General features: G+C 38.9%; 18 protein-coding genes. 3 read left to right on the top strand and 15 right to left on the bottom strand.

Features of this window, described 5'->3' with window-relative positions:
• Positions 1-135 precede the first annotated feature (135 nt).
• From DDE80_RS03970 to DDE80_RS03950, 5 genes are all read right to left on the bottom strand, one after another.
• Entirely contained in the window at positions 136-2,895 is a 2,760-nt protein-coding gene (locus DDE80_RS03970) for a DNA translocase FtsK (RefSeq protein WP_108306390.1), read from the bottom strand.
• A gap of 161 nt (positions 2,896-3,056) precedes the next feature.
• Complete coding sequence (gene ytpR / locus DDE80_RS03965) at positions 3,057-3,662, bottom strand: YtpR family tRNA-binding protein (RefSeq protein ID WP_108306389.1); 606 nt, start codon at positions 3,660-3,662, stop codon at positions 3,057-3,059.
• Positions 3,659-4,471, bottom strand: a complete 813-nt coding sequence (locus DDE80_RS03960) for a DUF1444 family protein (protein WP_108306388.1) — start codon at positions 4,469-4,471, stop codon at positions 3,659-3,661. Before DDE80_RS03960 ends, ytpR begins: the two co-directional genes overlap by 4 nt.
• 62 nt (positions 4,472-4,533) lie before the next feature.
• A complete protein-coding gene (locus DDE80_RS03955; protein ID WP_108306387.1) occupies positions 4,534-5,034 on the bottom strand; it encodes a DUF84 family protein in 501 nt (166 codons plus the stop codon).
• Positions 5,035-5,083: 49 nt separating this feature from the next.
• A complete protein-coding gene (locus DDE80_RS03950; RefSeq protein WP_108306386.1) occupies positions 5,084-6,160 on the bottom strand; it encodes a M42 family metallopeptidase in 1,077 nt (358 codons plus the stop codon).
• A gap of 133 nt (positions 6,161-6,293) precedes the next feature.
• Here DDE80_RS03950 and DDE80_RS03945 point away from each other — a divergent pair, with 133 nt between their 5' ends.
• Positions 6,294-6,608, top strand: coding sequence for a hypothetical protein (locus DDE80_RS03945; protein WP_108306385.1), 315 nt, complete (start codon positions 6,294-6,296; stop codon positions 6,606-6,608).
• 95 nt (positions 6,609-6,703) lie between these two features.
• On the opposite strand, the gene DDE80_RS03940 is transcribed toward DDE80_RS03945, so the two are convergent.
• The 6 genes from DDE80_RS03940 to pepV all read right to left on the bottom strand — a co-directional run bounded on the left by DDE80_RS03940 (position 6,704) and on the right by pepV (position 12,595).
• A complete protein-coding gene (locus tag DDE80_RS03940; protein WP_108306384.1) occupies positions 6,704-7,291 on the bottom strand; it encodes a 3D domain-containing protein in 588 nt (195 codons plus the stop codon).
• 229 nt (positions 7,292-7,520) lie between these two features.
• Complete coding sequence (locus DDE80_RS03935; RefSeq protein ID WP_108306383.1) at positions 7,521-8,390, bottom strand: YtnP family quorum-quenching lactonase; 870 nt, start codon at positions 8,388-8,390, stop codon at positions 7,521-7,523.
• A 21-nt stretch (positions 8,391-8,411) separates the two neighbouring features.
• The gene (trmB, locus tag DDE80_RS03930) at positions 8,412-9,059 is read right to left on the bottom strand and encodes a tRNA (guanosine(46)-N7)-methyltransferase TrmB (RefSeq protein WP_108306382.1); all 648 of its coding nucleotides are present in this window, start codon (positions 9,057-9,059) and stop codon (positions 8,412-8,414) included.
• A 189-nt stretch (positions 9,060-9,248) separates the two neighbouring features.
• Positions 9,249-10,235 carry an NERD domain-containing protein gene (locus DDE80_RS03925; protein ID WP_108306381.1) on the bottom strand — a complete coding sequence of 329 codons (987 nt, stop codon included), beginning with the start codon at positions 10,233-10,235 and terminating at the stop codon, positions 9,249-9,251.
• Between the two features lie 90 nt (positions 10,236-10,325).
• Complete coding sequence (gene dat / locus DDE80_RS03920; protein ID WP_108306380.1) at positions 10,326-11,168, bottom strand: D-amino-acid transaminase; 843 nt, start codon at positions 11,166-11,168, stop codon at positions 10,326-10,328.
• On the bottom strand, positions 11,165-12,595 hold the full coding sequence (pepV, locus tag DDE80_RS03915; protein WP_108306379.1) for a dipeptidase PepV: 1,431 nt from the start codon (positions 12,593-12,595) through the stop codon (positions 11,165-11,167). Before pepV ends, dat begins: the two co-directional genes overlap by 4 nt.
• A gap of 350 nt (positions 12,596-12,945) precedes the next feature.
• Here pepV and DDE80_RS03910 point away from each other — a divergent pair, with 350 nt between their 5' ends.
• A complete protein-coding gene (locus tag DDE80_RS03910) occupies positions 12,946-13,167 on the top strand; it encodes a DeoR family transcriptional regulator (protein WP_036142527.1) in 222 nt (73 codons plus the stop codon).
• A gap of 52 nt (positions 13,168-13,219) precedes the next feature.
• Here DDE80_RS03910 and DDE80_RS03905 read toward each other — a convergent pair whose 3' ends face one another.
• Both DDE80_RS03905 and DDE80_RS03900 read right to left on the bottom strand, forming a co-directional pair.
• Positions 13,220-13,936: a pseudouridine synthase gene (locus DDE80_RS03905; protein ID WP_108306378.1), complete on the bottom strand. Its 717-nt coding sequence runs from the start codon at positions 13,934-13,936 to the stop codon at positions 13,220-13,222.
• 11 nt (positions 13,937-13,947) lie between these two features.
• Positions 13,948-15,567, bottom strand: a complete 1,620-nt coding sequence (locus tag DDE80_RS03900; protein ID WP_108306377.1) for a putative polysaccharide biosynthesis protein — start codon at positions 15,565-15,567, stop codon at positions 13,948-13,950.
• A 149-nt stretch (positions 15,568-15,716) separates the two neighbouring features.
• Here DDE80_RS03900 and DDE80_RS03895 point away from each other — a divergent pair, with 149 nt between their 5' ends.
• Entirely contained in the window at positions 15,717-16,964 is a 1,248-nt protein-coding gene (locus tag DDE80_RS03895; RefSeq protein ID WP_108306376.1) for a BaiN/RdsA family NAD(P)/FAD-dependent oxidoreductase, read from the top strand.
• Between the two features lie 154 nt (positions 16,965-17,118).
• Here DDE80_RS03895 and DDE80_RS03890 read toward each other — a convergent pair whose 3' ends face one another.
• Positions 17,119-18,399, bottom strand: coding sequence for an L-lactate MFS transporter (locus tag DDE80_RS03890; protein WP_108306375.1), 1,281 nt, complete (start codon positions 18,397-18,399; stop codon positions 17,119-17,121).
• Between the two features lie 571 nt (positions 18,400-18,970).
• Positions 18,971-21,082: an MMPL family transporter gene (locus tag DDE80_RS03885; protein ID WP_108306374.1), complete on the bottom strand. Its 2,112-nt coding sequence runs from the start codon at positions 21,080-21,082 to the stop codon at positions 18,971-18,973.
• Positions 21,083-21,332 lie beyond the last annotated feature (250 nt).

Raw genomic sequence — 21,332 nt, 5'->3', positions numbered from 1 at the left:
AATATTGCACTTTTTTTGACAAGCCTGTTCCGCTGCTTGTTTATTGCACGAATAGTTTCATACTATACCCATTATGGTCATTCATCAATCATTTTTCCATAATAGTATACCATTTTCAACACGTTTAAACAGCGCTTACCCAAACATCTCGTCTAAGTAATCTTGTGTAATATATACATCACGTGGTTTGCTACCTACTGCTTTAGATATTAAATCTTGCTCTTCTAAACGATCGATAATACGTGCAGCACGATTATAGCCTATTGAAAACTGACGTTGTAACGCCGATGCAGAAGCACGCTCTGTTTTATAAATAAAATGACACGCGGCTTCATAAAGTTCATCTTGTTCCGCAATATCTACATTTTTCGTCGCTAATGCTTCCTCTTCTAATAAGTAATGCGGACGGCCTTGGCTTTTCACATGAGCGACAACTGCTTCAATTTCTTCATCTGTCACAAATGTACCTTGTAAACGAATGGGCGCTGACATGCCGCTTCCCCTATAAAGCATATCGCCACGCCCTAATAAACGCTCGGCACCTTGCTCATCTAAAATGGTGCGTGAATCAATTTGTGAGGACACAGAAAAAGCCATACGTGTTGGAATATTAGCTTTAATAACACCTGTAATCACATCCACAGAAGGGCGTTGTGTTGCTACGATAATATGAATGCCGCAAGCGCGAGCCTTCTGTGCTAAACGGTTAATCGCCTCTTCTACTTCATTAGCTGTCGTTTGCATTAAGTCAGCTAATTCATCAATTACGATTAACATATAAGGCATTTTATTTTGTATGTTATCATGCGCTTCGACTAATTGATTATATTTTTCAATGCTTCGTACTTTCGCTGCTGATAATAATTTATAACGGTTTTCCATCTCACTCACTGCCCATTTTAGCGCATTCGTCGCAATTTTAGGGTCTGTAATAACAGGTGTCACTAAATGAGGAATATCATTATAAGAAGCCAACTCCACATATTTTGGATCGATGAGTAACAAGCGGAGCTCATCAGGCGCAGCTTTATAAAGTAAACTTACGAGTAAAGAGTTAATGCATACCGACTTTCCTGAACCCGTAGCCCCGGCAATTAAGCCATGTGGCATTTTACGTAAATCTACGCTAATTGGCTGCCCGGTTAAGTCAAGCCCTAACGCCGCCTGCATCGGAGAGTTTGCCGCTTCGAAAGATTCACTTTGAATAACTTCGGCTAAACGTACAGGACGACTTACGCGATTTGGTATTTCAATACCAATCGAGCTTTTTCCAGGGATAGGTGCTTCAATTCGTATATCTTTAGCTGCTAATGCTAACTTTAAATCATCTGATAGATTGCGTATTTTATTTACTTTCGTACCTTGACCAATCGTAATTTCAAAACGCGTAACAGCCGGTCCTTGCACAATATCTACCACTTCAGCTTCTACTTGAAAGTGAGATAGCGCTTCTACGAGTTGTTCACTTTGTGCATCCATCCATGCATAATCCTCTAAATTTTCTTCAGGCGCAATGAGAAGTGAACCCGCTGGCTTAACATATTGTCGTTTTGCAGGTTGTGGTTGAACCTCTTCACCTTTAGCTAATTGAGGGCTTTTTTTTTGCGCTAATTTCTGCTTATCACTATTCAACATAATGACATTAAACGGTAAAACTTTTTCTTCCTGTACAGTAGCATGTTCAGTAGGTATTTGTTGTGCTGTCTCTACTATTGCTTCTGTGGCTTCTGATTGAACCGTCTCATTTTCTAACGCAGGTACTGATGCTTCTACTACATCTGTAGCTTCTGATTCAACCGCTTCATTTTCTAACGCAGACGCTGATGCTTCTACTACATCTGTAGCTTCTGATTGAACCATTTCACTTTCTAACGCAGGTGCTACTGTTTCTACGGCATCTGTAGCTTCTGATTGAACCATTTCATTTTCTAATGCAGGCGCTGATGCTTCTACTACATCTGTAGCTTCTGATTGAACCATTTCACTTTCTAACGCAGGTGTTACTGTTTCTACGGCATCTGTAGCTTCTGGTTGAACCGTCTCATTTTCTAATGCAGGTACTGATGCTTCTACTACATCTGTAGCTTCTGATTGAACTGCTCTATTCTCTAATGCGCCTCGTGTGAGGGAGTCTCTTGCTCCATCTACTACCGCTTGTGGTGGCTTAGTTACTACAGTTTGTACTTCAACTATTGGTGCTACTTTACCTAATTGATTACTCGTCTTTTCTACCTTTACCTCTGGGCTCTTCGTCGCTGTGTGCGTTAGATCTTGTGTTACTACTGACGAAGTATCACGAATTCCTTCTTTTGCAACAGGTGCTACGACGTGCAATTTACGAACAGGCTTCGGTTGTGGCGACTGCTTAGATTGCTGGCGCGCTTCCTCTAACTTTTTACTTAAGCCAGATGGTTTCATAAAGCCATGTACAGGTGAAGGAACATCTGTGGCTTTAAACGGTGTTTTTCGCGTTGACTTAATTGGTGTTGTTGCTTCTTTAGGTTGTATTACAACCGGTGATTGTGGCTTTACTGTAGGCGCTTTTGGCAAATCGGTTGCTCGCTTAGCATTAATAACATCTCTAATCGTAGGCTCAGTACTAAGGGGTGCTCGCTTCATACGGTACACTTTCTTTTTTGTTGAACGCTCAGCTAAAATTTCACTAATTTTAGGCTGTTCGATTTCATATATATCCACATCAACTGTTGCATTTTCTTCCACAGTTGGTTGTACAGTTTGTTGTTCATCAGGAATTAATGGAAATGTAAAGTCCCTTTGTTTTTGTGGCCTAGGCTGTGGTTGCGGTGGCGTAACGGATTGTGGCTGTTGTGGTTGCTCTACTACTTCTTCGTCGACTGCAAATAATTTATTGATTTGTTTTTTAAACCAATTCATCGCATTCACTCACTTCCTAAACATTTTACTGCATGATTTCTCACAGTTGCTTTATCCAAGAATACCATATTTCCCGCTTAATTTCTTTTGAAAAGCGCGTCACTACGCGATAAGTTGCATAAAAAAATCGCGGCATAAAAAATACCGCGATTGTAAGTTATTTATGCTTCGAAAGGTTCACCGATTTTTGCATCTTCTGCTAAAACCATAATTCCTTTTTCAGATGGCGCATTCGGAATTGCTAATTCACGCGCTGAACAAATCATACCAAATGAGTCCACCCCACGTAAATTCCCTTCTTTTATTAACATTCCCGAAGGCATAACGGCTCCAATTTTAGCGACAACAACTTTTTGACCCGCTTCAACATTTGGGGCACCACATACAATTTGTAATGTCTCTTCACCAACATTTACTGTACAGATGTTTAATTTATCAGCATTTGGGTGTTTTTCTTTTGTCTCTACATGCCCTACAACAAACTTAGGCGAAAAATCTACGTCTAAATCTACTGTCACGTCATTTTTTGCTAGTGCTTGTGTTAATGCTTCAACTACTTCCTTCGTCACCTCTACAATACCTTCTGTAGCAATCGTTAAGTAGTTACTCGCATTGAATAAATTCAGTGCCTTTACTTCCCCGGTAGATGCTTCTTTTAATAAAGCAACATCTCCCTTTTTTTCTACTTTCGTTTTTACAATCGCCTCATCTGCTAATTGTACGAGTAATACGTCGCCTACGTGCGTGCGGTTATATGCGATATTCATTCTTTTGCTCCTTTAGTATTTTTATTTTTCGCTAAAATAAAGATTGGCTCTAGCTCACCATTGTCATAAACAAAGGATAATGATGTAATCGGTACCATACCAACCGAGAAATAATGCATCGTTAGCTGAGCTAATACGTCATAGCCTACTTCATCGCGAATGTCTCCAATAATTAAAACATCTTGATGCGGAACTGACAAGGTCATATCGCCTTGTATTTTTTCTCTCATCTGTTGTAAAAATTTCTCATTTAAAATACGACTGGCATCGTAACCATCATTATAATTTACAAAATAAAAAATACTCCCCGCTACTTCGTCACGCTTAACGTCTGTGCCTAGTCCACCTAAAGCAAAGCGTGCAGCCTCTTTTACTTGCTGAGCGCTTAGCGCAAGTTCAGGCAACATGCTTTCATCAATAAGGCGATACGTATTACCTAAATCAAGCGCATAAAAAATACGCGTCTCTGCCGTATGTTCAGTCGTTAAAAAAGTATTGCCTTCTTTAGATTTTTGCGGAAAAGACGTAGAACGCACAACAGGGTAAATCGTATTTTTACCAACAAAACCTTCTACTGCTTCTTGTGTCATCGCAGCAAACGTTTGCTGCACCGTATAAACCACTTCATCAATAGCAGCTTGTTGTTTTTCTTGGTATTTTGCTACTACTTGTGAAATGGCGATTTCCATTCCACGCTCTGTTTTATTATGTTGTAAACGTAAACGATTTGTTTCTGTATCAAATGTATACGTAAATTGATCATTACCTAAACGTGCTTTAATCGCTTCAACCATTTGTTGTTCTTTCATTTTACGCCTCCTCTAATCTTAACAAGTGTAGAAAAATTTATATGAACTTGCAAATTTTGCGCTTATCGATAGCGGTATTGTCCAAGAAGCAATAATAAAATGTGTTCAAACATTTGTTGGCGTGTAACGAGACCATCAGTAAAAATGCCCACTGCACCTAAACCTTGCCTTACATCTTGTTGCTTTGTATAACGCTCCATTACTGGACCTAACTCTTCGCCATTTTGCACAGCTTGAGCAACCGTTAAAGGAAGTGGAATTTGTGCACCTGCTGCCGTATATGTAGCTGTTTTGGTAACAAGTGCTGCCCAATTACAAATATACAGTTGGCCATCAACTAATGTCACACCGCCTTCTAACCCAAACGCCATTGTAGCACCTTCAACAAAAGCATGTCGTGCCCGATGAATAGCACCTTGTCGCGTCTCCTCACTGCTCATTGGTTGTTCACTAACCCCTGACGGCACTGCTAATGAGACAAATTCTGCGTCGTAAAACTGAGATACTATAGTTTGAACCGCTTGCACTTTCGCTTTATTTTTCGTGCCTATTATAATTTTCATAACGATTCTCTCCTTACAAAAAGAGCCCTCTAAGGAGCTCTTTGTCAAATTATACGTTAGCACGAATGGCATCAACCGTTGAACGGTCTACGCCTTGTACTAATTTAATTAATAATTCCTTTGCTGCAGCATAATCATCCACATGCATAACAGAAGCTGCCGTATGAATATAACGTGAGCAAATCCCAATTACTGCACTTGGCACACCTTCTTGTGATTGGTGCACACGACCTGCATCTGTACCACCTTGTGAGGCAAAGTATTGATACGGAATGTTATTGCTCTCAGCTGTATCTAAAATATATTCGCGCATACCCCGATGCGTTACCATCGTACGGTCTACAATACGTAGTAATGGTCCTTGTCCTAGCTGACCAAACTGTGTTTTATCACCATTTGCATCATTTGCTGGCGAAGCATCGAGTGCGAAAAATAGATCTGGCTTAATCATATTAGCCGCAGTTTGTGCGCCGCGTAACCCTACTTCTTCTTGCACCGTAGCACCTACGTATAAATGATTGCTAACTTCTTGTCCATGAAGTGCCTTAGCAAGATCTAACGCTAAACCACAACCGTAGCGATTGTCCCATGCTTTAGCCATAATTTTTTTAGGGTTGGCCATTGGCGTAAATGGGCATACTGGGATAATCGATTGACCTGGACGAATACCTAATTGCTGTGCATGCTCTTTGCTATCCGCACCTATATCAATTAGCATATTTTTAATGTCCATTGGCTTACTACGCTCAGCATCTGTTAGTAAATGAGGCGGGATAGATGCAATTACACCTGGTATCTTACCATTCTTTGCAAACACATCTACGCGTTGTGCTAACATTACTTGATTCCACCAACCACCTAATGGTTGAAAGCGAATCATGCCGTTATCTGTAATTGACGTCACCATAAAAGCAACTTCATCCATATGCCCTGCAACCATAATCGTTGGTGCATCAGCATTTTTACTTTTACGTATACCAAAAATACTACCTAATTTATCTTGAATAATGTCATCCGTTGTTTTTTGTAATTCGCTACGCATGTATTGGCGTACGGCTCCTTCGTCACCAGGTGCACCTGGAAGTTCCGTTAATGTTTTAAACATCGCTAATGTTGCTTCATTCATTGTTGACTCTCCCTTTATGATATGCATTTGCTAGCATGCTAGCTTTTATTTTATTGTAACATACCAGTTAGGGTGCATTATATAACTAAGCTATGGTAAAATAAAGTTATTATCTAATAGGAGGTTTTCTATAATGAAATTACGTGACTTTTTAATTGGCGTAGCTACAGGCTTAGCTGTCGCTGTCATCATTAAAGAAACAAGCGAGCAAGTTGCTCCGTATAAACCAGCAAACAAAGTACTTGAAAACATTAAAAATGAATTCAAAGAAGTAGCGCCAATTGACGGTTCTTGGATTTTCATGAAAACTGAAGAATTCTCAAACGGTGTATCAACAATTCCTGTTTACCGCGGTGGTATTTCTCGCGTAAATGACGGTGCTACCGAAACATTTGAATTCGCAGCGGACGCACGTACTGGTGTCGTAGTAGATTTACAACAAGTATAAACGTTTAAATCACTGCTCTTTACTGGGCAGTGATTTTTTTGTACAAAAAAAGCGCCAGCCGAAGCTGACGCCATAGAGAGCCCAAGATAGCTCTATTATTTTAATACTTTTATTGTTACCATTTTACGTCCCCACGCATAAGCACGGTTTGTGTTATTAATAAATACATCGATGCGGTTCCCTTTAATTGCACCGCCTGTATCACCTGCGATTGCTTCTCCATAACCTTCAACCCAAACGCGTGAACCTAGTGGAATAACACGTGGATCCACTGCGATTACTTTTAAGTTAGGATTAGCACGTAAATTAATGCCTGTTGCTGTAATACCTGAACAACCGTAGCAATATGCTGTGTAAGCTGTTGCTGAAACGCGCAGTGTACGCGCTACTTCTTTACCGTTAATTGTTTCTACTGATGGTTTAACTGGTGCTGGCGCTTGTACTACTGGTTCTTTTGGTGCTTCACCTACAACTAATTTTTGTGTTGGGTATACTAAATTGTATTGTAAATTATTCATTTTTTGTAACTCTTCAATGGTTGTGCCGTAAACTTTAGAAATTGACCATAATGTTTCACCAGGTTGTACGATATGTGTTGGTGCTTCTGCTGCACTTGCTGATGATGCATAAATACCTGCGCTAAATAGTAATGCTCCAATAAGAGCAACGATTTTGTTTTTCAATTTTATTTCCTCCAAATGGTGTGTTTTGTAACTCACTGAGGCTTACTTTACAGAAGTTTTATTACAAACATATTACAAACATGTATTAACTCCTTAACAAAGTATTACTATATAACGTGTCTCAACCTACTTTGAAAACCCTTACATTACTTTAGCACCAACTTGTATCACTCTTTATTACAAACAAAAAACACAGCAGGCAAATTGTCTCGCCTGCTGTGTTTATCCCTTACTTGTCAAATTGAATTGTCGCTTCATTGCTGCGCTTTAGGCAATCAATGACTTCTTTACCTGTTGCATCCCACTTAATCATACGATAATAAGCATCATGGTAAAAACTAAACCAGTAGCCGTTTGCTAAAGCTTCTTTCATTAAACGTTCTTTAGCAAATACCGACGTCATAGGATAATCATCATACGCAAGTACCCATAGCGGATTTTGGTGGGCATGGGTTGGCATAATATCACCCATGTGCAAAATAGTTTCGCCGTTTTGGGTAAACTTCAAAATAGCGTGCCCTTCACTGTGACCACCTGTGTGAATCATTTCGATACCTGGCAATACTTCGATCTGATCTTCATACGTGACGACTTGATCAACAATCGGCTCCCAGTTTTCTTTCCAATACGTATTGCGTGAACGAATGTTAGGTGCACGCATCTCATCCCATTCAATTTGTGATACATACACTTTTGCTTTTGGAAAGGCAGGTACTAATACATCGTCTTGCCATTCCGTTAAGCCTCCTGCATGATCAAAATGTAAATGTGACATTAACACATAGTCAATATCATTAGCCGTTAAACCTAGCGCTTCTAGACTGCTCTTTAACGATGATTCTTGTGTCACACCGTAATTGCGAAGTTGCTTTTCATTTAATTTATTAAAGCCTACACCTGTATCTAACAGCATATTTTTACCTTGATACTGAATTAAAATCGGCTCTGTCGGTAATTCGATTTGATTTTTTTCATTAACTGGATATTTTCGTGACCATAGTGGTTTCGGTACAACCCCAAACATTGCACCCCCATCTAAACATGTCACGCCCCCATTTAACCATGTTAATGTCATGTCGTGAAATTGAAATTTATCCATTACACTTCCCCCTTTATCTCTTTACTTCAATTGAAACTTTGCTTCTAAGCGATAAATTGGTTGCCCCTTAGCTGAGAACTTCTCTTCATACTCTGTCATAATATTATCCTCTGGCATGTTCGCATGTAAGTCGAGTGATACATACGTTAACAACATACCATATGCAGAAATACTAGTTAGTGAGTATTCAAATAGCCCACGATTATCTGTTTTAAAGTGAATCTCACCTTCATCTACTAACACGTCTTCATAAGTTTTTAAAAAACCTTCATGCGTTAAACGACGTTTAGCATGACGCACTTTTGGCCATGGATCTGAGAAGTTTAAATAAACGCGAGACACATCATTTTTCGCAAAGTATTTATTTAAATCCGCGCCATTTACTTTTAGCAAGCGTAAATTAGCAGGAGATTTAGCCTCGATGGCATTTTCAAGCGCACAAACGATAACGCTATCATAAAGCTCAATGCCGATATAATTAATGTTTGGATTTTGAAGCGCCATACCGGTAATAAATTGCCCTTTACCTGTACCTACTTCAATGTGTAGTGGGTTGGTGTTACCGAAAACTTGTTGCCACTGTCCTTTATGTTGTTCTGGGTCTGGAATAATAACTTCCGGATGATCGGCAATAAATTCACTTGCCCAAGGTTTATTTCGTAATCTCAATACTATTTCCTCTTTTCTAACTCATTAAATTGTACACTATTTTTAAGCAAAAATATCGTTATTGCAAAATTTTATTACGATTTTACGTCATATTACGACATTATACCTTATTCAGCTTTTTTCAAATAGCGTATATCCTTTTATATTGTACGTCTTTTAGCAGAGACGGTCACGGAGTATTTTGTAGTTTTATGCTTCATCGTCTGTCGCTTCTTCATCGTTTTGCCAAATATTTCGATTAAATGATGTGATTTGTGCTTGATTAAGTAATGTTTGCGCTGCTTTAATTTGCATATGCTTCATAGGAGAAGCCGAACGTTTAATTTGTTCAAACCACTCTTGATAATTACGCTTATCAATTAAGCGCGTATTAAATGCGGTGCCTGGATAATCAAAATAGCCATTGCGGGACAATAATACTTTACGAATGGGCATCGTAATATTTTCACTGTCAAATAATTGTTCAAGTACAGCCTCTGTACGGTTTAAGCTAATAAACGGATTGAGTACTTTACTATCTTTTTTCCCCACTTTCTTTGTCCAAAAGCGGTCGCCATCTGCTACGTATACTGCTTGGTCTTCCTGTTCTAATTTATTAATACATAAACACTCCGTTGGCGTAATGATAATAATCGCTAATTCTACAGGTGCTTTTTTAATTTTAATAATAGGATAGTAAAATACGAGATACGTATCAGGCAAGCTAAGTAGTGCAGTTCGTAAAAAAGAATCGCGCATAAATTTTGGATCTACGTAAGATTTTTCTCGTAATGTCGAGCTCGCCCATTTTAATTGAAAGTGAAAAAACTGATTCATAAACATTTGACGTAACTCTTTCAAGCTTTGCGGTGCATAGACAATTTTAGGATTGAATGTTAACGTTGTTTCTTCATCCGGTATCTCATCTTCAGTCGCTAACAATTCTTGCTCGCCTACTACTTCCTCTGTCTCTTCTGGTTCTTTTTTGACAAACCACTTACGCATAAAAGAAAAGCGTGGCTTCATTTCTTCCTCTTCTTCAATATGCTCCCAATCATCGACTTCATCACCTTGTTCCCATTGGCGCTTAACTCGGTCCCATTGATTCTTTTTCAAACGAACAAATTGTGTAGGGTAGCGTGCTAAGTCAATTTGGTAACGCGATGTATAATCTTGTAACTTTACAAGTTGTGCCATATGTATCACCTTTCTATCTGATATGTTACGTCTATTCTACCTTTTTTCACACATTAAAAGCTACCTGCACTAAACAGGTAGCTCTTCATTTTATAATGCTTCTACTTTTGCATTGAAAGCTTGTTGCAATTTACGCGTCCACGGTCCTACAGTACCACCGTTTACCGCTACACCATCTACTTCAACAATTGGCGTTACTTCAGATGTTGTAGAGGAAACGATGAGCTCATCCATCGTTGCAATATCTTCTACGCGGAAAGCTTCTTCTTTTACTGGCAAACCAATCTCATCTGCGCATGCTAAAATCACTTGGCGTGTAATACCATTTAAAATAAGGTTAGTTGCAGGATGCGTGTAAAGTACACCGTCTTTAATCGCTAATACGTTAGAAGAAGAACACTCTGTTACAACACCGTCACGATGTAAAATTGCTTCATAACAACCGGCTTGATGTGCCTTTTGCTTTAACATCGCTGCACCGAGTAAGCTAATTGATTTAATATCGCAACGTAGCCAACGAATATCTTCCTGTACAATGACACGCACACCATTTTCAAAATTAGCCATCGGGCGTGGGTTTTCTGTCACATTAGCCGTTAATACCGCTTCTACTGATGGCTCTGGATAAATATGATTACGCGGTGCAACACCACGTGTTACTTGAAAATATACGTGACCCGTGCCTAACTCATTTTTTTCTACTAAATCATGCAATAATTTGTGCAATACATCTTTCGTATAAGGAATGACTAAATCAATTTTATCTGCGCTTGCATACAAACGATCGATATGCTCTTTAGCTGTGAAAAATTTACCATCATACACTTTTACAACTTCATAAACCCCATCGCCCAATTGATAGCCTCGGTCCTCTTGAGAAATTACAACTTCATCGCGTGTTACAATTTGGTCATTATATAAAACGTAGTTCATTTAACATCTTCCTTTTCTGTTTGGCCTGCTAATTTTACGATGGCTTCCGCATAAATAGCAGCCGCTTTTAGTAAATTTTCGATTACGACAAATTCATCTGCTCGGTGTGCAACATCCGGCTCTCCAGGAAATAACATACCAAATGCGACACAAGTGGCATCTCCTTTTTCAGCCATTGCTCTCGCATACGTGCCGCCACCTGTCGCTAATAAAGGTGTTGTCATATCGCCAGAATACTTGCGATAGACACTTTCAAGCACTTGCACTAAAGGATCGTCTGCTGACACATGATGCGGCGGTGAGTTATCGATAACATCAAGCGTAAAGCCATAGTTTTGCAAAGCTAACTGTGCGCTTGTAATCTTTTGCTCAAATGGGAAAGTGACAGCGTAACGCATACTAATTTTAATTTCTGCTACGCCTGCTGTGACGTTAAAAATACCAGGATTCAATGTAGTATCACCGGAAATTTCATCACGATAGGCTAATGTTAAAACCTCACCTGTACAACTCGTAGCAAAAGCGTCTTTTACAAAGGTAACAAAGTTTTTACTCGCTGGGGTTGTGACAACATCCGCTAAAAATGCACAAAGCATCACGCCTGCATTTAATCCTTTAAATGGCTCCATCGCATGAGCAGAGCGTCCTTTTAACGTCAGCAATAAGTACTCATCACGCACTTCTGCTGTTCCTTCAAATTGATTTTCCGCTAAAAACGCTTCAAAAGCTTGCCCTACTTCTACCGTCATTCCTTGTAATTGTACAGTTGCTAAATCAGGTACCATATTTAATCGATGTCCAGCTGTGAAGCTTACAATTTGCTCATTTTCATTAGCAAACCTTTGTTGAATTAATAAATCAGCAATACCTTTTTCCGCATTAATAAGGGGAAAGTCCGCATCAGGCGCAAAGCCCATTGTTGGCATTTCCTCTTTTTCGAAATAGCGATCTACACAGCGAAAACCTGTTTCTTCGTCTGTTCCAATAATCATACGCACGCGCTTCGTTAAAGGTACTCCTGCATCCTTAACTAGCTTCATCGCAAGCCAAGCAGCCATTGTAGGGCCTTTATCATCAATCGCACCGCGACCATATAACTTACCGTCTGCTATCGTGCCTTCAAAAGGTGGGTACATCCAATTCGCTTCATTACCTGCAGGTACTACGTCAACATGACATAATATACCGAGTAATTCATCGCCTTGCCCCATCTCAATATGCCCTGCCATATGATCAACATTTTTCGTTAACATGCCCTGTTCTTCGCCTTTTGTTAGTAACCATTCTAACGCTTTCAGTGGTCCTCTACCGAAGGGTGTTGCCTCAGATGCCTCTTGTTCATTTAAAACGCTTTTAATAGCAATTAACTGCTGTAATTCTGTTAGTAATTCTTCTTTTCTAGCTGTGGCTAATTGTAACCAATCCAATTCATTTGCCCCCTTCTATCGTTGTTACAGCTATTCTACTCTTAATCGGTGAAAATTCAATAAATTATTATTGTGTAGTGATGTTTTTTTAAGTTTGAACGCGGGTATCAAGTACACTGAGTGTTAGCGGCTATTGTAAATCATACGTACATTGCATGTTAAAAATCTGTGCATACCCTAGTATTTTTTATACTTTTTTTGTATAATGAAGTTGTCAGATTCGACTGACAATTACAACTTAAAGGGGATGTCTCAGGCAATTAAATTTAAGCCTTAGTGCACTCCGCACAAACATTCATGTCGTCCGCTAGTCTTTGCCAAGAGAATTGAGATGAAGGAGTGGTTCACTTATGAAACCTACTACTGACCGAATGCTTAATCGTATTAAAAGTGTGTATTTATTTATCTTAGATAGAGGTACAGTTACTACACAAGATTTAGTCGACGAGTTTAGCATGACTCCACGTACTGTTCAGAGAGATTTGAACGTACTAGCATTTAACGATTTGGTACAAAGTCCAAGTCGTGGCAAATGGACAACGACGAGCAAAAAAGTAAAAATTCCATCTTAACCCAAAAAAGAAATGACCTTTCGTCGGGGTCATTTCTTTACTGTTTAGCAGGCTACTCGCCTGCTCTTTTTAATTGTGTTAACTCTTGAATTGTTAGCTCACGATATTCACCGAGCGCTAGATTGTCATCTAATTGAAGCGACCCCATTGAGAAGCGCTTTAAGTAAACAACCTTCTTACCAACTGCCTCAAACATGCGCTTAACTTGATGGAACTTACCTTCTTGAATGGTTAGCTCTATCTCAGATTGCTCGCCTGACGCTATAATTTTCAAACTTGCTGGCTTCGTTTCGTAGCCGTCGTCTAAAATAACGCCTTTCGCAAACGCCTCACCGTCCGCTTCCGTTACCTCACCTTCAATGCGCGCATAATATACTTTAGGCACATGCTTTTTAGGTGACAATAAATTATGCGTCAGCTGACCATCATTAGTAATCAATAATAGCCCTTCCGTATCTTTGTCCAAACGCCCTACAGGAAACGGTGCGAAATGTTGTAACGTAGGATCTAATAAATCAATCACTGTAGTATCGCGTAAATCCTCCGTAGCTGAAATCACACCTGGTGGCTTGTGTAACATAACGTAAATAAATTCACGATACGCTACAACTTCACCATATACTGTAATTTGCTGTGCGATAGGATCAACGTGTTGTGATGTACTTTTTGCTAGCACGCCATCAATCATCACTACTTTATCTTTCACTAATTGCTTTACTTCCTTGCGCGAGCCGTAACCCATATTCGCAAGTAATTTATCTAAACGCATAATCAAACTCCTTATAAACCTAATTTATTTGTAAGGCGTGTAATTCGTTCCCCTAAAACTTTTTGTGCTAAGCCGATTTTTAATGTAATTGCGGCGTAAGCAATTGCTCCTAGCGGTGCACATACTATTACATATAGGATAGCTATCCATTTTGTTTCTGGTGGACCTACTACTAAACCGAGTAACCATTTAGCAATAAATACAACAGCTGCCATTAATGCTGTCACAATCGCAATTAACAACGCTCTGCGTAACACAATGGTAGATCGGTAATTTAACACAATTACAATAACAGCAATGTTTATCGTAATCGCTGTGGTATAACCGATACCTGTAGCAATAATGGAACCATCTGCTTCAAAAATACGAATGAGCGGAATATTGAGCGCCAGCTTCATAAAAATCCCTGTTAATAAGCTAAATACTACCCACTTTTGATAGTTAATACCTTGCATTAACGCTGCAGTTACTGCAAATAAGGCAAATAATATGGCAATTGGTGCGTAATGCATAAGGATTGTAGCACCCGCCTCACTTTTAGAATAAAACGTATAATAAATTTCATATGATAACGTCATAATACCTACTGTAGCAGGTAGCATAACGAATAAAATAATTTGAAACGTTTTATCGACCGTATAACGAAGTGAGGTTTGCGCACCTTGTGTATAATAACGTGTAATTACCGGAATTAATGCCATCGAAAGACCTGATGCTAACATGACAGGAATCATAACAATCTTATTCGTTAAAAAGTTAATCATACCGAAATAATCATCAGTTACTTTAGCTAAGCCAATTGATGTCATTGCATCATTAAAGGTAAGCATATCTACAAGTTGAAACAAAGGGTCGGCCATACCGACAAATGCAAATGGTATCGAGTATGTTAAAATTTCTTTGTACATCGTTACCATTGATACATCTTCACCACTTGCAACACTTGTCGCACGTAGACGGTCAAATTCTGGTACATATTTACGCCAGTAATACAGTAAAACAAACATCGATGCTACCGCACCAACAAATGCTGCAAATACAGCCATCGAAATCGCTGTCTCCACTTTTCCGCTAAATACGATCATCACTAAAAATGATGCGGTTAATAAAAATGCGACACGCACAATTTGCTCTACTAGTTGCGAAACAGCTGTTGGTGTCATAATGCCATACCCTTGGAAAAAACCACGCCATAAACTCATAAATGGTACAACAAGTAGCGCTAAACTTAACCAGCGAATAACACTTGCAATTTGTTCAACAGAAAACACTTGCTCATCACTTTTAATTACCATCTCAGCAATCGGTGTTGCTAAGCTAAATAGTAAAATAAAAGATAGTACCCCTGTGCCAAGCATTACGAATAGCCCGGAGCGCATAAGCCTACGACCTGTATCATAATCGCCTAAGGTATTATATTTTGAAACAAATTTTGCTACAGCATTAGGAGCCCCTGAAATCGCAAAAGTTAACATAATAGAATAAGGTATGTATGCATAGGAATACAGGGCTACATTACTCTCGCCAATAATGGCGTAAAAAGGAAAGATATAAATTAAACCAAGCGCCTTTGATAAAAATAACCCGATTGTTAAAATCGCAGCGCCTTTCATTAAACTATTCGAGGACATTAAACAGCCACCATTCTATTAAAAATCAAACATTGCATTAAACCTAAAGTATAGTTTAACCTTGAAACAGCATTTACTCAAATGCTTTTATTATAGAAACGCAAAATTATTAGGGCGAGTTGCCCGTCAAAATGAAAGGACGTTACACGATGTATGATGTAATTGTAATCGGCGGTGGCACAGCAGGCTTGATGGCTGCAGTAGCCGCGGCAGAACAACATAAAAAAGTATTACTTGTAGAAAAGGGCACGAAGCTTGGCACAAAACTCGCTATTTCAGGTGGCGGCCGTTGCAACGTTACCAATCGTCTTCCGATTGAGGAGATTATTAAAAACATTCCAGGCAATGGACGTTTTTTATATGGCCCTTTTAGCATTTATAATAATGAAGATATTATTCATTTCTTTGAAACGCGAGGTGTCGCGCTAAAAGAAGAAGACCACGGGAGAATGTTTCCTGTATCAAATCGTGCACGCGATATTGTTGACGTATTATTACATGAGCTCGAGCGTCTAAACGTTACGATTTTACGCGCTACAGCGGTAGAAAAACTCTTAATGGATGACACCCGCGTATTCGGCATTCGTACTGCAACAGAAGAATTCACAGCACGCGCTGTCATTGTAGCTGTTGGTGGTAAGGCAGTGCCACATACCGGCTCTACGGGTGATGGCTACGCTTGGGCTGAACGCGCTGGTCATACGATTACTCCACTCTTTCCTACCGAAGTACCTTTACTTTCACAAGAAAATTTTATTAAAGATAAGACGTTACAAGGCTTGGCACTACGCGATACGGCGGTTAGCGTGTTAAATGCTAAAGGTAAAGTAGTAGTGACACATAAAATGGACATGCTCTTTACACACTTTGGTTTAAGTGGCCCTGCAATTTTGCGTTGTAGCCAATTTGTCGTTAAAGAACAAATGAAAAATGGCAATCAACCCGTCACCTTGCAAATCCAAACGATAGAAGAAAATGCACATAACCTTACGTTGCACTTACAAAAACTCGCAAAAGCTGAACCTAAAAAGGCCTTAAAAAATACATTTAAAGCACTTGCCGTAGAGCGTTGGTTATTATTTTTATTTGAACAAGCTAAGTTAGATCCTAATAAAACAGGTGCCGATGTCTCTCAAGCAGAGTTACGCGCATTAGCCGAGCAACTTGCCCAATTTACAATGCAAGTTTCAGGCACACAACCGATGGAAAAAGCATTCGTTACAGGTGGTGGCGTTTCTACTAAAGAAATCGAACCTAAAACAATGGCTTCGCGAAAAAAACAAGGCTTGTATTTCTGTGGAGAAATTTTAGATGTTCACGGTTATACAGGAGGTTATAACATTACAGCTGCCTTAGTAACAGGTCGTATCGCAGGCATGTGTGCCGCTCTATATTAATCACTATTTTTGTAGATTAAGAACTATTCTGATTAGTTTATTCATTTATATTGACACTGCTTCACAGCTGTTATATTGTATGAGTAATAATAAGATTGTGTTATACAACAACGATACTAAAAAAATAGCGTGCTTAAACGCACGCTATACATTATTAGGCATGTGACACAGCATCTGTTTCTTGTTGCTGAGCTTCTTTTTGCGCAATGCCACGACGTTCTCGTGTTACATCAATACGCAATGCTACTGCTACAAGTAAAGCGAGTGCTGCTAATACTGTAAAGATATAAAATACAGGAATATAGCTACCTGTAGCTCCCTTAACAAACGTCACAATCATTGGGCCAAAAATACCGCCAAGTGACCATGTCGTTAATAAATATCCGTGAATGGCTCCTAGTTGCTTTGTGCCAAACATATCACCTGCAAATGCTGGTAAATTCGAGAATCCGCCACCGTAGAAACTAACTACGAGGAAGATAAATAACTGGAAGATAATTGTGTTTGTTGTCATTGGTAATAAGAAGAAGATCACAACTTCTGCAGCAAAGAATAAAATAAAGACGTTGGCGCGTCCTAAATAATCTGATGCTGCTGCCCATATTAAACGGCCACCACCGTTAAATAGACCCATGATACCAACCATTGTCGCTGCACCAGCTACCGAAAGACCAGCAATTTCTTGTGCCATCGGTGAAGCAACAGAGATCATCATAATACCGGCTGTAACGCTAACTAAATGCATTGTCCAAAGCATCCAAAAACGTTTCGTTTTAACAGCCTCTCTTGCAGACAACTGTGCTAAATCCGCAGTTGTTTTTTTGCTGCCTTTTGCTACGACAGCTTCCATACCAGCTACTGTATAATCACGTGGCGGTGGTGCAATGTAAAGCGCGCCTAGCATCATGAATGTAAAGTAACTTGCGCCTAAAATAAAGTACGTATTTGAAATACCTACAGCACTCATTAAACTTACAGCTACTGGTGCTGTAATTAATGAACCTGCACCGAATCCTAATACTGCCATACCTGTTGCTAACCCTCGGCGATCTGGGAACCATTTAACAAGTGTAGAAACAGGTGCGATATAGCCGATCCCCATCCCTAAACCACTTAATAAACCGTATGTTAACCAATATAAAACGACAGAGTCTACTAAAATCGCGACACCTGCCCCCGCTTGTCCTAAACCAAATAATACTGCTGCTAACATTGCTGAGCGTCTTGGCCCTTGTTTCTCTACAAAGTTACCAAAGAGTGCAGCTGCAAAACCAGCTAACCCCATCATAATCGTAAAAGCAATTGTTATTTTTGAGTCGCTCCATCCCATCTGTTCGGCGATTGGCATTTTATACACGCTGTATGCGTATGCCGCACCAATTGATAAGTGGATTGCTATTGCAGATAATGCAATTAACCATCTGTTTTTATTCATATCTTCTCACTAATCCCCCTTCTTGCTATTTGTGAATACTTTATGAACGGCTATGTTAAACAAGATACCATTGATATTTATATCTTGGCAAGTTATTTTTTTCTTTTTTTATTATTTCACTCAAAAAGAGATTATTATATAACAAAAGAAATACATCACATTAAGCAGAAAAAAATATAGTTATTTAAAAGTGTAAAGACTCTACCATACTGACTTCGTCTCATTGTAAAAGCGCTTTCAAAATATCTTTATTTTGAAATCTTAATAATATATTGTTATTTTTATATATGTAGTTGTGTAATTATTCACATACTGGCATAAACTATTTTTATATACTTAAAGCAGAAAATCGAATCATTTTATAGATATATTTAATTAATTCGAGTGTCAGCTTTTTTATCATAGAAGCTACTTCGTTTTTTTTCATTATTAATAAAAAATTTTCTTTATTTGTGCAAAACATCACAATCTTTTTCGTTTATGTAGGATTATTTCTACATTATGAATTTATAATCTGTTATACAACGGCAAAAAAACACGTTAACTTTTTACGCTAACGTGTTTTTATTTTTTATTTTTTTGGCCAAAAGCTCCACTTACCTAACAATACAATAATTGCTGGAATTACGATTGTTCGTACTAAAAATGTATCGATTAATACACCGATGAAAACAGAGAAGCCAAACACACGTAAATCAAGGACAGGTTGTGTCATCAATACAGCAAATGTTGCAGCTAAGATTACACCTGCTGATGAAATTACCCCACCTGTTTTACCAACACCTTCAACGACAGCTTCTTTTAACGGGAGATGTTTTACTTCTTCACGAATACGTGCCATAAGCATAATACTATAGTCTACGCCTAGCGCTACTAAAAAGACGAAAGCATAGACAGGCGTACGATAACTCACACCCTCGTAATCTAAAACATTTTGGAAGACAAATACGGTAATCCCTAATGCAGCGCCAAATGATAAAATAATCGTTGCCATCATATAGATTGGCGCAATAAGTGAGCGTGTTTGAATGCCTAACATAATCGCAATTAATATCGACATGATTACACCTACGCGAATCATATCACTTTTACTCGTTGCACGAATATCAGCTTGCTCTGCAGTTTCACCAGCAATATATAAATGAGCATCTTTAAGTTGTGCTTGTTGTAACAAGTCATCCGCTTTACTGCGAATGGCTTCGATTTGATCGAAAGCTTTTTCATCATACGGATTTTCTTCTAAAATAACGTTTAATTTAGCTACCTTGTCATCCTCTTTTGAAATCGCATTGCCTCCACCTTGTATAGTGACTGCATGAATTCCCTCTTGCTTTTCCATTACAGTAGCTACATCTTGCAATTTCTCTTCGGTCAATGTTTCATTTGCTTGGATAACCATCGTTGTAGGAGCAATATCACCTTTTGAAAATGCTGTTTCTAATTGATGATATCCTTGAATCGATGACATTTCTTCTGGGAAAGAATCCAGCAAGTTAAATGTGTATTTCATTGAGTTGCCCGCTAATGTAAAGACAAGAAGTACTACAATTACAGGAATCATAGATACTAGCGGTTTATCTGTTACAAATCGTGCAATACGATGCCACATACCTTCTTTTTTCGGCTTATTTGCCACTTTACGAGGATTAAATGGCCAGAAGGCTTTTGCGCCAGCGATAGCAAATAAAGCTGGCAATAATGTCAATCCTGCTAAGAAAATAAAAGCGACAGCGATAGCAAACACCGGTGCAAATACACGGTAAATTTCAAATACTGCAAAGAATAATGTGAGCATGCCTAGCATTACTGTGCTACCGCTAAATACGATTGGCTCACGTACATGCTTAACAGCATTTTTCATCGCTTCATTAGTCGGTAAGCCTTTCTCTAATTCTTCACGGAAACGAGAGAAAATTAACAATGAATAGTCTGTAATTACTGCGAATAATAAAATCAACATAATTGATAATGCTTGTCCATCAATCGCAATAATACCTGCACCACCCACAAGACCAATTACTCGATCTACTACCATGTATACAATTCCCGCTCCAATTAACGGAATAAATGCGAGCAGTGGTGAGCGGTAAATAACAATAAGTAAAACTAAAATGACAACGATTGTACTTAACATTAAGACAACGTCAGCTTTTGTAAACATTTCGTATGCATCTGCCACAATACCTACAGGCCCTGTGAAGAAAACGTCTGTCTGTGGTAATGCGCTAGCTACTTGCTCTTTCATTGTATCTAATTCTGCTTTAACTTCTTTACCTTCAAGTTCACCTGTAAATGTTACAGGTATAAAAAATGTTTTACCGTCTTCTGATGTAAAACCTTCCCATGCTTGCTCCGGCATCTTTGAAAGTGGTAAAACAGATGCCTCTAACGTCGTATCTTCTACTAAACCTTCTACAGTATGAATGGCTTGTTCATACGTAGCCGTATCAAACCCTGCGTCATGATGCATAACTATAAATAAAGGGGTACCGTCTGAAGAAGGAAAGTATGTTTTAATCATCTGCTTAGCTTCTATTGAAAGTGCCTCATCTGGTAAGCCAGCATTTTTAGCTGGTGTTGTGACTTCTTTTGCTGTAGGGGCAACCATCGTTAAGGTCACCATAACAAGTAACCATGCTGCAACAATAGCTAGCCACTTTTTCTTTTCTCGTAGTATTTTCATGTTGTCTACTCCTTACTTATGTGATGTTATATTAAGTGTAAAAGAGCTACATGAACTTTAAATGAACATTACTTAACAACAAAAAAAAACAGAAGTCGCATAGACGCAACTTCTGTTCTTTCACACACGTGTTGATTAGCGAAATTCACGTATCATTTTCTTGATAAATGAATCGAGCTGAGGTCAGAGTTTCTTCCACATACGTTTGCCATTGTTGATCGAGCGCATGCCAAAGAAACAGGCGTGTAAA

Source organism: Metalysinibacillus jejuensis, assembly GCF_003057615.1.
GTDB lineage: Bacteria > Bacillota > Bacilli > Bacillales_A > Planococcaceae > Metalysinibacillus > Metalysinibacillus jejuensis.
Note: the sequence above shows the minus strand (reverse complement) of the source record. Positions and strands in the feature narration are given on the sequence as shown.

Coding starts and splice junctions, on each gene's coding strand:
- DDE80_RS03970 (WP_108306390.1), bottom strand. CDS start 2,895: ATGAATTGGTTTAAAAAACAAATCAATAAATTATTTGCAGTCGACGAA.
- ytpR (WP_108306389.1), bottom strand. CDS start 3,662: ATGAATATCGCATATAACCGCACGCACGTAGGCGACGTATTACTCGTA.
- DDE80_RS03960 (WP_108306388.1), bottom strand. CDS start 4,471: ATGAAAGAACAACAAATGGTTGAAGCGATTAAAGCACGTTTAGGTAAT.
- DDE80_RS03955 (WP_108306387.1), bottom strand. CDS start 5,034: ATGAAAATTATAATAGGCACGAAAAATAAAGCGAAAGTGCAAGCGGTT.
- DDE80_RS03950 (WP_108306386.1), bottom strand. CDS start 6,160: ATGAATGAAGCAACATTAGCGATGTTTAAAACATTAACGGAACTTCCA.
- DDE80_RS03945 (WP_108306385.1), top strand. CDS start 6,294: ATGAAATTACGTGACTTTTTAATTGGCGTAGCTACAGGCTTAGCTGTC.
- DDE80_RS03935 (WP_108306383.1), bottom strand. CDS start 8,390: ATGGATAAATTTCAATTTCACGACATGACATTAACATGGTTAAATGGG.
- DDE80_RS03925 (WP_108306381.1), bottom strand. CDS start 10,235: ATGGCACAACTTGTAAAGTTACAAGATTATACATCGCGTTACCAAATT.
- dat (WP_108306380.1), bottom strand. CDS start 11,168: ATGAACTACGTTTTATATAATGACCAAATTGTAACACGCGATGAAGTT.
- DDE80_RS03910 (WP_036142527.1), top strand. CDS start 12,946: ATGAAACCTACTACTGACCGAATGCTTAATCGTATTAAAAGTGTGTAT.
- DDE80_RS03905 (WP_108306378.1), bottom strand. CDS start 13,936: ATGCGTTTAGATAAATTACTTGCGAATATGGGTTACGGCTCGCGCAAG.
- DDE80_RS03900 (WP_108306377.1), bottom strand. CDS start 15,567: ATGTCCTCGAATAGTTTAATGAAAGGCGCTGCGATTTTAACAATCGGG.
- DDE80_RS03895 (WP_108306376.1), top strand. CDS start 15,717: ATGTATGATGTAATTGTAATCGGCGGTGGCACAGCAGGCTTGATGGCT.
- DDE80_RS03890 (WP_108306375.1), bottom strand. CDS start 18,399: ATGAATAAAAACAGATGGTTAATTGCATTATCTGCAATAGCAATCCAC.
- DDE80_RS03885 (WP_108306374.1), bottom strand. CDS start 21,082: ATGAAAATACTACGAGAAAAGAAAAAGTGGCTAGCTATTGTTGCAGCA.